We start from the raw sequence: 14,020 nt of genomic DNA on the forward strand, positions 1-14,020 counted from the left end.
GTGCCATAGCTGATACGCCTCCTTGAGCTCACGGATACGATAAAGCTTCTTAGCAACCCCTGCAGATCGACGACACGATCCGGGAGACCTTGCGATCTTCCGCATCGACCGCTGGATTGCCGGTGCCGAGCGGAGGACCGCCGACAAAACTCGACCCGCCGCCCGAAAGCGCCGTCCCGGCGGAATTGGTGCCGGGCGCAGTCGGCTGGGTGCCAAACGCCCCGCCTGTCATTCCCGAATGATGCGATCCCGAACCACCACCGCCACGGCTGTACGCCGCGCTTGAGAAAAGTGCCGAGAGAACGATGCAACCGACGGCCAATATTTTCATGGCGTGCTCCTTTTCATTGCATTTCGTATTTTAACCTCATCCGGCCGCTTCTGGTTCCACCCAAGCGTTCGCCAACGCGTTTTTGATTGCCCAGACCGCGGTGCAGCAAGACAGCGGGAGACAGAGCGGCAAGGATTTGCAAAACTATTGCCCGACGTCCCCTCCCCCTCTTCCTCCCTCTGCATTTGGAGACTGCCTTATGCCTTTCGACTTGGTGCTGCGCGGCGGCCGGGTGATCGACCCTTCCCAGAAGCTCGACGCCGTCACAGATGTCGCCTTTAGCGGCGGCAAGGTGGCCATGGTCGGAAACGCGCTCAGGGCCGATCCGGGGACCGACGTGCGGGATGTATCGGGTTACATCGTCACCCCCGGCCTGATTGATCTGCACGCCCATGTTTACTGGGGCGGCACCTCGATCGGCATCGATGCCGAGGAATTCTGCCGCACCTCCGGCGTCACCACCGCGATCGATACCGGCAGCGCCGGGCCGGGTAACTTCGCGGGATTTCGCAAACATGTGATCGAGCCCAGTCAAGTCCGCATTCTCGCTTATCTGCATGTCTCGCATGCCGGCATCTATGGCTATTCGCATCGCGTCATGGTCGGCGAGAGCGAAGAAATCCGCCTCATGAATCCGATCGACGCCGCGGAGGTCGCCGATGCCAACCGCGACCTCATTGTCGGCATCAAGGTGCGGGTGGGCCGCCACTCCTCGGGTACTTCGGGGATTGTGCCGCTGCAGATCGCGCTCGAAGTCGCCGAGCAAGTCGGCATGCCCGTGATGGCGCATATCGACCATCCGCCGCCGAGCTACGAGGAAGTGGTCTCACTGCTGCGTCCGGGCGACGTCCTTACTCATGCGTTCCGGCCGTTCCCCAATTCGCCGGCCACCGCGCAGGGCACCGTGAAGAAGGTCGTGCTGGAGGCGCGCGAACGCGGCGTGTTCTTTGACATCGGCCACGGCAAGGGTTCGTTCGCCTTCAAGACCGCGCGCGCGATGCTCGCCAATGGCTTCTATCCCGATACCATCTCTTCCGACGTGCATATCCTCTGCATCAACGGGCCAGCTTTTGATCAGGTAACGACGATGTCCAAGTTCCTGTGCATGGGCATGCCGCTTTCTGACGTGGTCGCGGCCTCGACGGTCAATGCGGCAATGGCGCTGCGGCGTCCCGAACTCGGCAGTCTCAAACCGGGGAGCGTCGGCGACGCCACGCTCATTTCAATCAAAGAGGGCCAATTCGACTATGTCGACGTCGTCGGCGAGCATCTGACCGGCGACCGCAAGATCGTATCCGAAGGCGTCGTGATCGGCGGGCGCTGGTGGCATCCGCAGCCGTCTTCGCAATTCAAGCAACTCGCGGGCTAGGCTTTTTGTTTTGAACGCGTTTTCTTCACGCGAACCGGTACCCACTTCGCTCGAAAACGCTATGGACCGACTTCAACCGATGTGATCCGATCAAACAATTGATCGCTCCAAATACCTATTCCGCCTCCATTCCATGGCGGAGCGCGTCCGCACTGGCATACCATTTGCAAGCAAGAGGACCGTTGGCATCAGACCTAATTCGTTCGTTTCATCGCGTTTACCGCCGGACCCTCGGCGAATGAAACGGGCGGCCATCACCGCAACGAGCCGATAGTGGAGAGTTCTATGGATCGCAGAACCGTGTTGAAGGGATTGGCCGGGGCAGGCAGCTTGGCGGCGACAGGCGGGCTTTCGATGCCAGCGCTTTCCCAAAATGCCGCGGCGCGCACCTTGCGCTTTGTGCCGCAAGCCGATCTTGCGAATTTCGATCCGATCTGGGGAACGCAATATGTGGTGCGCAACGCCGCCGCACTGGTGTGGGACACGCTCTACGGCATCGACGCCAATCTGCAGCCGAAGCGCCAGATGGTCGAAAGCGAAGAAGTTTCCAGTGACGGCCTGACCTGGACCTTCCGCCTTCGCGACGGGCTGAAGTTCCATGATGGCGAGAAGGTGCTCGCCAAGGACGTGGTGGCGAGCCTGACGCGCTGGTCGTTCCGCGATCCGATGGGGATCGGGATCAAGGCGATCCAGAGCGATCTCGTTGCGGTCGACGACAAGACCTTCAAATGGACGTTGACAAAACCCTATCCGAAAATGCTGCTGGCATTGGGCAAGAACAATGCGCCTTGCACCTTCATCATGCCGGAGCGGATCGCCAAGACCGATCCGTTCAAGCAGATCACCGAATATGTCGGTTCGGGCCCGATGAAATTCGTCCGAAGCGAATGGGTGCCGGGCGCCAAGTCGGTATTCGAGAAATTCACCGACTATGTGCCGCGCCAGGAAAAGGCGTCATGGCTTGCCGGCGGCAAACAGATGCTGATCGACCGCATCGAATGGGTGGTCATACCCGATCCGGCGACAGCGGCGGCTGCGCTGCAGAACGGCGAGATCGACTGGTGGGAGAATCCGATTGCCGATCTCGTGCCGGTGCTCAAGAAGAACCGCAACATCGCCGTCGATATCGCCGATCCCCTCGGCAATATCGGCGTGTTCCGCATGAACCATCTGCATCCGCCCTTCAACGATGTGAAGGCGAGGCGCGCCGTACTGACAGCGCTGAACCAGGAAGACTATATGCGTGCGATCGTCGGCGACGATAACGCGCTCTGGAAGCCGCTGCCGGGTTTCTTCACGCCGGGCACGCCGCTTTACAGCGAAGATGGCGGCGACATCCTCAAAGGCAAACGCGATTTCGCGGCTGCCAAGAAACTTCTCGCCGAGAGCGGCTATACCAACCAGCCGGTGTCCTGCATCGTGGCGCAGGACCAACCGATCACCAAGGCGCAAGGTGATGTTACCGCCGATCTGTTGAAGCAGATGGGCATGAATGTCGACTTCGTCGCGACGGACTGGGGCACGGTCGGTTCTCGCCGCGCCCAGAAGGCGCCCGCAGGCCAGGGCGGCTGGGAGATGTTCCATACCTGGCACGCCGGTGCCGACTGTCTCAGCCCCGCCGGCTATGCCGGCATTCGCGGCAATGGCGACAAGTCGTGGTGGGGCTGGCCGACCAGTGAGGCTGTCGAGAAGGAAGTCACGGCGTGGTTCGACGCCAAGAACCTCGATGAGGAAAAAGCCGCGGTCGCCCGCCTCAACAAGGCCGCGATGGAAGACGTCATTTACGCGCCGACCGGCTTCTTCCTCAGCTACACGGCCTGGCGCAAGAACGTCTCGGGAATCGTGAAAGGGCCGCTGCCCTTCTTCTGGGACGTGACAAAAACCGCGTGACGACAAAGCGGTGAACCCAGATGGTTTCCTACATCCTCCGGCGTGTTCTCGCGACCATGCCCGTGATGGCGATCGTCGCGTTTTTCGTCTTCAGCCTGCTTTACATCGCGCCGGGAGATCCGGCGGCGGTGATCGCGGGCGATCAGGCGAGCCCCGCCGACGTTGAGCGGATTCGCCAGAGCCTCGGTCTCGACCAGCCGTTTCTGGTGCAGTTCTGGACCTGGCTGTGGCGAATCCTGCACGGCGATCTTGGCACGTCGATTTTCACCAACCTGCCGGTTTCGGCCCTGATTGCACAGCGGATCGAGCCGACGCTCTCGCTGATGACGATCACCCTCGTCCTCACCATTGTGATCGCGGTGCCGCTCGGCGTGGTCGCGGCGTGGAAGGCGGGAAGCTGGATCGATCGCGCCATCATGACATTCGCCGTGTTCGGCTTTTCGCTTCCGGTGTTTGTGGTCGGATATGTGCTGGCTTACGTGTTCGCGCTCGAACTGGAATGGCTTCCAGTGCAGGGCTATAAGCCGCTTTCCGCCGGCTTCTGGCCGTGGCTCGAAAACCTGATCCTCCCCGCCATCGCACTCGGCTGTGTCTACATCGCGCTGATCGCGCGCATCACCCGCGCCTCGATGCTCGAGGTGCTGCAGCAGGATTATATCCGCACCGCGCGCGCCAAGGGTCTGGGGCAGCGCAGCATCCTGTTCGTGCACGCGCTGAAAAACGCCGCCGTTCCGATCGTCACGGTGATCGGCATCGGCATCGCGCTATTGATCGGCGGCGCCGTGGTGACCGAAAGCGTGTTCGCTATACCGGGCCTCGGCCGCCTGACCGTCGATGCGATCCTGCGCCGCGATTATCCGGTTATCCAAGGCATCGTGCTGATGTTCAGCTTCCTCTACACGCTGGTCAATCTGATGGTCGATGTCACCTACACCTTGGTCGATCCGAGGATCCGCTATTGACCATCACGACCACCAATCCCGTGCCCATTCCCCCGGGCCTCGCCATCGCCCGGCAATTGCCGGATTTGATGGCGCCCGCAAAGGTTCGGCGCGGCGTATTTGGCTTCCTGCGCAACAATCCGACGGTAGCCATCGGCGGCGCGCTGTTGCTGTGCCTGATCCTGATCGGAATTTTTGCACCCTATCTGGGAACGGTCGACCCCACCGCGATCGCGCCCGCCAAGCGCACGCGGGCGCCGTCGGCGGATTTCTGGTTCGGGACTGATTTATTGGGCCGCGACATCTATTCGCGCGTGCTTTACGGATCGCGGGTCTCGCTTACCGTCGGGCTTTCGGTCGCCGCTTTGGCGTCCCTTGCCGGGCTCGCGATCGGCCTCGTCTCGGGCTTTGTGCGATGGGCCGACAGTATCATCATGCGATTTATCGACGGGCTGATGTCGATCCCGCCGATCCTGCTCGCGGTCGCGCTGATGGCCTTGACGCGCGGCAGCGTCGGCAATGTCATTGTCGCCATTACCATCGCCGAAATCCCGCGCGTGGCGCGCCTGGTGCGCGGCGTCGTGCTGTCGCTGCGCGAGCAGCCCTATGTCGACGGTGCGATCGCGTCCGGCACGCGAACGCCGATGATCATCCTTCGTCACATTTTGCCGAACACGCTGGCGCCGATGCTGGTACAGGCGACTTATGTCTGCGCCAGCGCGATGATCGTGGAATCCATTCTGTCCTTTATCGGCGCCGGCACGCCGCCAACCATTCCATCCTGGGGCAACATCATGGCCGAAGGCCGCGCGCTGTGGCAGATAAAACCCTACATCGTGTTCTTTCCCGCCGCGTTCCTGTCGGTCACTGTTCTGGCCGTCAATCTGCTCGGCGACGGGCTGCGGGATGCGCTCGATCCCCGCATGGCGAAGAGCCTGTAGACGATGGCCCTGCTCGAAGTCGAAAACCTGCAGACCCATTTCCGAACCCCAGAGGGGATCAACCGGGCGGTCGACGGCGTGTCCTTCCATGTCAATGAAGGCGAGACGCTGGCGATCGTCGGCGAATCCGGCTGCGGCAAATCCGTCACCTCGATGTCGCTGATGCGGCTGATCCCGGAACCGCCCGGCAAGATCGCGGGCTCGATTCGCTTCCAGGGCAAGGACCTGCTGCAGCTCTCCGAACAGGAAATGCGCGCGATCCGCGGCAATGACATTTCGATGATCTTCCAGGAGCCGATGTCGAGCCTCAATCCGGTGCTCAGCGTCGGCCGCCAGATCGGCGAGACGTTGCGGCTGCATCAGGGTCTGGACAAGCAGGCCGCCGAGGCCCGCGCCATCGAGATGCTGACATTGGTGGGCATCCCGGAGCCGGCGCGGCGCGTGCACGAATATCCGCACCAGCTTTCAGGCGGCATGCGCCAGCGCGTGATGATCGCAATTTCGCTGGCCTGCAATCCGAAACTCCTGATCGCCGACGAGCCGACCACGGCGCTGGATGTCACGATCCAGGCGCAAATCCTGCAATTGATGCTGGATCTCAAGCGCCGCGTCGGCGCGGCGGTGATTCTGATCACCCATGATCTCGGCGTGGTGGCTGAAATCGCCGAGCGCGTGATGGTGATGTATGCGGGCCGACAGGTCGAGGAAGCGCCGGTGGCCGAGTTGTTTCGCTCGCCCCGTCATCCCTACACGCAGGGTTTGCTCGGCGCGGTGCCCAAGCTCGGCTCCTCCCTCATTGGCGCGGCACGGCGTCTTGCAGAAATCCCTGGACAAGTGCCGAGCCTCAAGATGCGGATCGAGGGTTGCGCCTTTGCCGGGCGCTGCGCGCTGGCGACTGACCTGTGTCGTCAGGTCGCGCCGGGCCTCGAAGAAAAAGCACCCCGCCACACCGCCGCGTGCCATTACGCGGCCAAAGAGGCGAGCGCCGCATGAACCTCCCTCTGCTGCAGGTCAACGACCTCAAGAAGCATTTTCCGGTGCGCGGAGGTCTTTTCAGCCGCACCTCCGGCTGGGTCTATGCCGTCGACGGCGTGTCCTTTGAGGTCAAGCGCGGCGAGACGCTGTCGCTGGTCGGCGAGTCCGGTTGCGGCAAGTCGACGGTCGGCCGCGCGATCCTGCGGCTGTTTGATATCACCGCCGGTCAGGTGGTGCTGGACGGCAAGCGCATCGACGATCTGTCGCCCGACAAACTGCACAGCATGCGCCGGCGGGTGCAGGTGGTGTTCCAGGATCCGTTCTCGAGCCTCAATCCGCGGATGCGGGTGCGGGATATCCTGGCCGAACCGATCCGCAATTTTGGCCTGACCAACTCCAAAGCCGAACTCGAAACACGCCTTGCGGAATTGATGGATATCGTGCGCTTGCCGCGCGATGCGCTGAACCGCAGGCCGCACGAATTCTCCGGCGGCCAGCGCCAGCGCATCTGCATCGCGCGCGCACTCGCGGCCGAACCCGAACTGATCGTCTGCGACGAGGCAGTCTCGGCGCTGGACGTCTCGGTCAAGGCGCAGATCGTCAATCTGCTGCAGGATCTGCAGCAGAAGTTCGGCCTCGCGCTGCTGTTCATCAGCCATGATCTCGCGATCGTCGAGCACATGACGCACCGTGTCGCGGTGATGTATCTCGGCAAGATCGTCGAGATGGCAACCCGGCAGCAGATCTTCACCGCACCGAAACATCCTTACACCAAGGCATTGCTGTCGGCCGTGCCGATCCCCGAGCCGGGCGCCGCACGCAACCCGATCATCCTCAAGGGCGACGTGCCGAGCCCGATCAATCCGCCGAGCGGATGCCGCTTTCACACCCGATGTCCGTACGTTTTCGATCGTTGCCGGACCGAAGAGCCGGAACTTCGATCCTGGGAAGACGGCCAATGGGCGGCCTGTCATCTCGATGTTTTGCCGGAAACGGCGGCGTCATCGAGTTAAGCGCGTTGCGCGCTTACGTCGCGGTGGACTCGCCCGCAATGGCGCGATCGATCGCATCGATCAGCCCCTGGGTCTCGATAAATTTGAGCCGCGCCCGCTCGGCCTTGTCCCGATCAAAGGGCGCCGCAAGCACTTTGGCAAAGGCGTCACGGTCCTCGATCATGCGCTCGCGCGCCTTTTTCAGCGTCTCAAGTCGCTCGCTCATGGGGGCTTCGCTTTCTGTTGGCCGCAGAGGGGCAGATACTGCCGAAACACTCTCTCGACATTCGGCCACCACGATACGCCCCGGGGCGTAACTATTCCCCGAACTTCCACGATCTGTGCAACGGTGCCCAATGGCGATCAGGGAATAGCGTCGAAGCCGGCATTGGTCAGGACGAGTTCGTCATTTCGCATCTCGACGAGGCCCATGGCCTTCAGCTTTTCGAGATGCGTGGGGTCGATTGGCGAGAGTTTCCAACGTTTCGCCTTGATGTCCCGCAGGGTCCATCGCAGGTCAATGGACTCTTTAAGATCAAGATCGCTTAAGGGGTCGTTTTCAGCAGGCACAGCTATCACTTTCGGTAAGACGGTATCGAATGCCCCACCCACCCAAAAGTTCCTAAGTGCCGGCGGTTGTGTTGATCATGCCGTAAGGCAATCCTCGTTGTCTGCTCCCCGAGCGACAATCATCCTGCCGGCAGGTGGCTCAGCAGCCTGAGCGAATCCCGAGCGGCTTTTGGCTGTTTCCAGCGTTGAAGCCGTTCGAAATTTCAACCGTTCGGGCTTCAAGCCAATTGGCGCACCCGACACGATTCGAACGTGTGACCTTTGCCTTCGGAGGGCAACGCTCTATCCAGCTGAGCTACGGGTGCGTTGGGGTTCATTTAGCCGATTGGCCCACGCTCGGCAACGGCCGGGCGGGACCTTTGCAGGCCTTGGCGCGGGCAAAAGGCGCCGGTTTGCGGCTTTATTTCCGGATCTGGACCGTCATGATAGCGTAGCGGAGAAAAGCGCGCGCGATCGGACGCACCGGTCTTAGGGAACAGCTTGGGGGAACAATAAGCGATGGCGAAGACGTCCGGCGCTGCTGATACCGCTAATACAGCCAAGCCGTGGCCGGTATTTCGCTCGCTGCGCGCCTACCCGATTCAATTCATCAGCCACGATCTGTTTGCCGGCCTGACGCTGGCCGCGATCGCGATCCCCGAACAGATGGCGACGGCGCGGCTCGGTGGATTCGCGCCTCAAATCGGCTTTTTCGCCTTTCTGGCGGGCTCGCTGGCGTTCGCGGCGTTCGGAAGCAACCGCTTTTTGTCGTCCGGTTCGGATTCGACAATCACGCCGATTTTTGCCGGGGGCCTGGCGGTGCTGGCCGCGACCGGCTCGCCGGACTACCTGACGCTTGCGGCGGCGCTGGCGCTGATGGTCGGGCTGATGCTGCTGGCCGCCGGCATTTTCCGCCTCGGCTGGATCGCCGATCTGTTGTCGATCCCTGTCACCACCGGCTTTCTGGCCGGCATTTCGGTCCATATCCTGATTTCGCAATTGCCGGCGATTCTCGGGCTGCCTGGCCCCGAAGGCCCGATGCTGCAGAAGCTCGCGATTCTCATTGGGCATCTCGGACAGACCAATCCCTATACGCTGGTGATCGGGCTCGGCGTGCTGGCGATCATCACCGTTTCCGAAAAGATCGATGCGCGGATTCCCGGCGCATTGATCGGTCTCGCGCTGGCCGTCGCTGCCGTGGTGCTGCTTGCGTTGGAGAGCCGGGGCGTCAGCGTGCTCGGTGCCGTCACGGTGACGATGCCGGCGGTGGCGATTCCCGTCGTCTCCGTCAGCAAACTGACGAGCTTGTTGTCGCTGAGCCTGATCATCTCCATTGTCGTGATGGTGCAGACCGCCGCGACCACGCGCTCGTTCCAGTCCAATCCCAACGAGCCGCCGGATGTCGACCGCGATTTCGTCGGCGTCGGCACGGGCAGTATTCTATCCGGACTGATCGGCGCGTTTCCCGTCAATGCCAGTCCGCCGCGCACCGCCGTGGTGTCCGAGACCGGCGGCCAATCCCAGCTCGCCGGCCTCGCGGCGGTGGCGATCGTGATCCTGCTGTTGTTGTTCGGCGCGTCGTTGTTACGCCAAATCCCCAATGCCGCGCTTGGCGGCGTGTTGTTGTTCGTCGCGCTGCGGATCATCCGCGTCGGCCAGATCGTCACGATATTCAAGCAGTCGCTCGGCGAGTTCCTGCTGATCGTGCTGACGGCGGTCGGAATCATCCTGCTGCCGATCGAACAAGGCGTCGGTATCGGCATCGCGCTCTCGCTGCTGCACGGCATCTGGACCACGACGCAGGCCCGGGTGCAGGCCTATGAACGCGTGCCCGGCACCTCGATCTGGTGGCCATCGAGTTCTAATCTTCCCGGCGAACAGGAGCCCGGCATCATTGTCGCGGGATTCCAGGCGCCGCTGTCGTTTCTCAACGCCTATCATTTCCGCCACGACGTCCTGGCGGCGTTGCAGTCGTCACCTCAAAAGGCGCGGCTGCTCGTGCTCGAAGCCACCGGCATTGTCGAGATCGATTTTACCGCCGCACAGGTGATGACCGATCTCATTCGCCGCTGTCATGCCGACGGCGTCGACTTTGCTGTCGCCCGGCTGGAATCCGTCCGCGCCCTCGACGCCATGGACCGCTTCGGCATCTGTACGCTGCTGGGCACAGATCATATTTTTCAAAGCGTCGATGAAGCGATCAAGGCGTTGGGCAAGGCAGACGTGACAGGTTGATCAAGCCGGCACGATCACCTTGCCGATCGGCCACAGCGCGATGCCGGCGAGTTTTACGTGAGCCCAGGCAAAGGGAATGCCGATGATGGTCACGGCCAGCACCACCGCGGTCACGATGTGCCCAAGCGCCAGCCACCAGCCCGCCAGCACCAGCCAGATCAGATTGCCGATCAGGCCGAGCACGCCGGTGCCCAGATCGGATTGACCGGTCAGGCTCTCGCGGCTGACCGCCTTTTGTCCGAAGGGCAACAGCGTATAGACCGCGATATTGAACGCGGCCCTCGCCCAGGGCAGGCCGATAATGGTGATCGCCATGATGATGGCGGCAATTACCCAGCCGGCGGCCATCCAAAGGCCGCCGCAGAGAATCCAGAAGATATTCAAAATCATCGAGACAGGGGCCATGGGATTTCTCGTAAAATGCGATTTCTCGTAAATATGGCTCCGCGTTCGCTGCGGACACTTCGCGCCGTTTATAGGCCTTCCGATGCGGTGGGGATAGTCGGCGACTTCCTTGGCCTCATGGTTCGAGACGCACGAAAACGCGCTCCTCACCATGAGGATTAAAGACCTGATCCTGGTTGGGACCTCATCCAGAGGAGCGGCCTTTTGGTCGCGTCTCGAAGGATGGAAGCAGCGCCTGAAGTGCAAATGTCTTACCGGCGATAGCGCTCGGGGCGCGCATGGGCCTGGCGGCCTTCCTGCTGCGGGCGGCTCGCAAGGCTGACGCGAGCCTCGCTGATGGCGGGTAAGCTTGGCTTGAGTTCTTCCAGGAAAATCGGCCGGGAGAAATAATATCCCTGCGCATAGCGGATTCGGGTCGCGGCCTGCAGATAGGCGAGTTCCTCGAAGGACTCGATGCCCTCCGCGATCATCGTCATTCCAAGGGCCTCGCTCAGCGATTCAATGGCCCGCAGGATTCCCTGGCTGCGCGGACGCAAATGGATGTCGGTAATGAACGAACGGTCGATCTTGATTTCGTCGGCGGTGATATCGGCCAGCGCCGACAGCGACGAATAGCCGATGCCGAAATCGTCGATCGAGATGCCGACGCCCAGTCTGCGGAAGATCGGCAGAATCTGGTCCTGGAAATGGGTTTTGGTGACGAATGCGTCTTCGGTCACCTCGATCATGAACCGTTTGGGGAAACCGGTCGCTTCCAGCGCCTGCGCGAACGAGCGCATGAACTCCGGATTGCCGGCCTGCTTGGCCGCGACGTTGATGCTGATGGTGGTAGCAGGACCAAAGGTCTCGTTGATGAGATCAATCGACTTGACGATCTCCGCCAGCACCAGATGCGTCAGATCGTCGATCAATCCCAATTCCACGGCGAGATTGATGAAGGTGCCCGGAGCCTGGATCACGCCCTCATCGTCACGCAAGCGAACCAGCGCCTCGATGCCCTTGATATCCCGGGTCCGGATGTCGACCTTGGCCTGAAAGGCACAGCAAAAACGCTTTTCCAGAATCGCCAGCCGCAGCGACTGCTCGATCTTCATTCGTTCAAACGCCTCGTGCTCCATGGTGGAGTCGAAGAACGCCGCCGATCCCTTGCCGTCATTCTTGACGCGGTACATCGCGATGTCGGCATTCTGGCGCAGCACGTCGTAGCTGCGTCCGTGATCGGGATAGAGACTGACCCCGATCGAGGTCGAGGCGAATATTTCCGAGCCGTCGATAAAGAACGGAGCTTTCAGCCGCTGCAGCGTCGCCTGGATATATTCCGCCACCTCCGCCTCGTTCCGGATCGGATTGAGCAACAGCATGAACTCGTCGCCGCTGATCCGCGACAGCATGTCGGACTCGCGCAGATCCAGCCCCAACCGCTTGGCGACCTCGATCAGCAGCGCGTCCCCGATCGAATGGCCGTAATAATCGTTGATGTGTTTGAAATTATCGATGTCGAGAAAGGCGAGCGCGAACCTGGAGACCGCGCCGTCATGCTGGATCAGGCTGTTGGCGCGGTGCTCGATCACCCGGCGCATCGGCAGGTTGGTCAATTCGTCAAAATACGCCGAACGGAACAGATGATCCTCGACGGCTTTTTGATCGCTGATATCGGCGGAGCTCGACAGCAGCAAATTTCGGTCCGCGATACGGACCGGCCGATGGGCCGTGAGCAAGGTCTGCTTGCCCTGGCCGGCGGTGAAACATTCTTCCGCAACGGCGGCGCGCCCGGCGCGGAGCAATTCGAGGCAAGCCTCGCGACGATCGTTCAGATATTTCGAGGGAAGTGCGGGCGACTGTCCTTCGGCCAGGCCCAACTGCACCGCAGCCGCGTCATTGACCATCAGGAAGCGGCCCTGCTCGTCCTGAACCGTGATGCCGGTCGGGAGCATTCTGAAAACATCCCGCAAGATGTTCAACTCGCTGTCGACAGCTATTTCGCTGTCTCCTTGCGCCGGGGCGTAGAGGTCTTTTCGAATCGGGCTTTGCATGGAAGCCGAAAGTGTCAAAGTCTCTTGTAGTTTTGGTTAAGTGGACCTCCGAAAAGCCGTGACAGCTCTCAATGCATGCGATTTAAATCGGCGCCGTCCTGATCGTCATTAACAGACCGTCAACGCGACTTCAGAATGCCCTTACACGGATACTGTCAACAACAAATCCTGCGGGTTTGCGTGCGCAAGCGCGTCCGATTCGCGCGTTCATCTTGCGTATTGCGCCGTTCATCTTGCGCTGTTTAATTGGCAGGTATGCGGCATTGCAGCGTGCAATGAATGCCAGTCTTCAAAAAGGTAATTTCGGTCTTGCCTTCAAAAGGCGTGAGTGCAGTCTTCAGCAATTTGCTGCCGAACCCGGCCGCGCCGATTTCGCCGATCGGCGGTCCTTCCATTTCGTCCCACGCAATATTGAGGCGATCTTCGATCATCGACCACGAAACCTGCAAAAACCCGCCGGCGGCAGAAAACGCACCGTATTTCCCGGCGTTGGTGGCCAATTCGTGAAATATCAACGCCAGGCTCACCGCCAATTTGGCTGGAAGAAACAACCGATCGCCGTTCAGGTCAAACCGGGCATGGCCATATGGCCCGAGTTCGGACTGCAGGAGATCCTTGATATCGCAACCACGGCCATCAACCCTGGCAATCAGATCGTCGGTCGCTGACAGCGCCCGCATCCGTTGATCGATGCTGGCCCAGACCTGCGGTTGATCCTGCAACACCTGATGCAGCACCGCGTGAATAGTCGATAACTTGTTTTTCAGCCGATGCTGGAGCTCATCGACGATGAGCTTGCGGTAGGCCTCCTCCTGGATCAGTTGCGCGGAGATTTCCCGCTGATTTGCGGCGACCGAGCGATAGTGCTCGACACCCCAGATCGTAAGACTGCACACGACAAGATAGATGACCGACAGCACCAATCTGGCAAAATCGGTCGGGGTATCGCCGAAATTCAGGGTCAAGCCGAACAAGCCGCCCATCACGGCCGTCGCAATCCCGATCCGTAAGCCGCCAAACGCGGTGGCAAAGAATACGGCGGGGAAATAGGGGGTAAAGTAGACATCCGGCCGGATCATCGAAAGAAGCCAACGCGCCGCGGTCGATGCCGCAATGCAAGATGCCGCAAAGCCGATGCTGAATAGCGGTGACGGTCGCGAGATTCCCTGCCAGCCCCGTTGAAACTCGTCGATCAATTTTACCATCGGGTCATATCAGCCCGATCAGAGAGTCCAGTCCAAGGCCGAGCATGGAACGAGTACCTGTTCTGCGAGAATGGCTGTTAAATCGGGCTTGTGGCTTGCGTTGTTCCGGCGGGCCGCAGATTATTGAACTCAACCTTGTCAAAAAGGAGAACGG

At 60.9% G+C, this 14,020-nt stretch carries 13 protein-coding genes and 1 tRNA gene; 7 read left to right on the forward strand and 7 right to left on the reverse strand.

Annotated elements, in window-relative coordinates:
* Positions 1-49: 49 nt before the first annotated feature.
* Positions 50-331 carry a hypothetical protein gene (locus HB676_RS00180; RefSeq protein ID WP_213735638.1) on the reverse strand — a complete coding sequence of 94 codons (282 nt, stop codon included), beginning with the start codon at positions 329-331 and terminating at the stop codon, positions 50-52.
* A 199-nt stretch (positions 332-530) separates the two neighbouring features.
* On the opposite strand from HB676_RS00180, the gene HB676_RS00185 reads away from it, so the two are divergent.
* The 6 genes from HB676_RS00185 to HB676_RS00210 all read left to right on the forward strand — a co-directional run bounded on the left by HB676_RS00185 (position 531) and on the right by HB676_RS00210 (position 7,460).
* Complete coding sequence (locus tag HB676_RS00185; protein WP_213735639.1) at positions 531-1,700, forward strand: amidohydrolase/deacetylase family metallohydrolase; 1,170 nt, start codon at positions 531-533, stop codon at positions 1,698-1,700.
* Positions 1,701-1,985: 285 nt separating this feature from the next.
* Complete coding sequence (locus HB676_RS00190; protein WP_213735640.1) at positions 1,986-3,590, forward strand: ABC transporter substrate-binding protein; 1,605 nt, start codon at positions 1,986-1,988, stop codon at positions 3,588-3,590.
* A 20-nt stretch (positions 3,591-3,610) separates the two neighbouring features.
* On the forward strand, positions 3,611-4,552 hold the full coding sequence (locus HB676_RS00195) for an ABC transporter permease (protein ID WP_213735641.1): 942 nt from the start codon (positions 3,611-3,613) through the stop codon (positions 4,550-4,552).
* Positions 4,549-5,472 carry an ABC transporter permease gene (locus HB676_RS00200; protein WP_213735642.1) on the forward strand — a complete coding sequence of 308 codons (924 nt, stop codon included), beginning with the start codon at positions 4,549-4,551 and terminating at the stop codon, positions 5,470-5,472. The genes HB676_RS00195 and HB676_RS00200 overlap by 4 nt, the downstream gene beginning before the upstream one ends.
* Before the next feature lie 3 nt (positions 5,473-5,475).
* Positions 5,476-6,465: an ABC transporter ATP-binding protein gene (locus HB676_RS00205; protein WP_213735643.1), complete on the forward strand. Its 990-nt coding sequence runs from the start codon at positions 5,476-5,478 to the stop codon at positions 6,463-6,465.
* Entirely contained in the window at positions 6,462-7,460 is a 999-nt protein-coding gene (locus HB676_RS00210; RefSeq protein WP_213735644.1) for an oligopeptide/dipeptide ABC transporter ATP-binding protein, read from the forward strand. Before HB676_RS00205 ends, HB676_RS00210 begins: the two co-directional genes overlap by 4 nt.
* Before the next feature lie 13 nt (positions 7,461-7,473).
* Here the strand turns inward: HB676_RS00210 and HB676_RS00215 are convergent, their stop codons facing one another.
* The 3 genes from HB676_RS00215 to HB676_RS00225 form a co-directional block, all read right to left on the reverse strand.
* Entirely contained in the window at positions 7,474-7,665 is a 192-nt protein-coding gene (locus HB676_RS00215) for a hypothetical protein (protein ID WP_213735645.1), read from the reverse strand.
* Between the two features lie 137 nt (positions 7,666-7,802).
* Entirely contained in the window at positions 7,803-8,051 is a 249-nt protein-coding gene (locus HB676_RS00220; protein ID WP_218625619.1) for a hypothetical protein, read from the reverse strand.
* A 186-nt stretch (positions 8,052-8,237) separates the two neighbouring features.
* Positions 8,238-8,314: transfer RNA gene (locus HB676_RS00225), tRNA-Arg, on the reverse strand.
* 193 nt (positions 8,315-8,507) lie between these two features.
* Here HB676_RS00225 and HB676_RS00230 point away from each other — a divergent pair.
* Positions 8,508-10,223, forward strand: coding sequence for a SulP family inorganic anion transporter (locus HB676_RS00230; protein ID WP_213735646.1), 1,716 nt, complete (start codon positions 8,508-8,510; stop codon positions 10,221-10,223).
* On the opposite strand, the gene HB676_RS00235 is transcribed toward HB676_RS00230, so the two are convergent.
* From HB676_RS00235 to HB676_RS00245, 3 genes are all read right to left on the reverse strand, one after another.
* Positions 10,224-10,628 carry a YccF domain-containing protein gene (locus tag HB676_RS00235; protein ID WP_213735647.1) on the reverse strand — a complete coding sequence of 135 codons (405 nt, stop codon included), beginning with the start codon at positions 10,626-10,628 and terminating at the stop codon, positions 10,224-10,226.
* A gap of 251 nt (positions 10,629-10,879) precedes the next feature.
* Entirely contained in the window at positions 10,880-12,661 is a 1,782-nt protein-coding gene (locus HB676_RS00240) for an EAL domain-containing protein (RefSeq protein WP_213735648.1), read from the reverse strand.
* Between the two features lie 242 nt (positions 12,662-12,903).
* Positions 12,904-13,866 (reverse strand): HWE histidine kinase domain-containing protein, encoded by a 963-nt coding sequence (locus tag HB676_RS00245; RefSeq protein WP_213735649.1) that lies wholly within the window; start codon positions 13,864-13,866, stop codon positions 12,904-12,906.
* Positions 13,867-14,020 lie beyond the last annotated feature (154 nt).

The sequence above is a fragment of the Bradyrhizobium sp. dw_411 genome (assembly GCF_018449695.1).
Classification (GTDB): domain Bacteria; phylum Pseudomonadota; class Alphaproteobacteria; order Rhizobiales; family Xanthobacteraceae; genus Bradyrhizobium.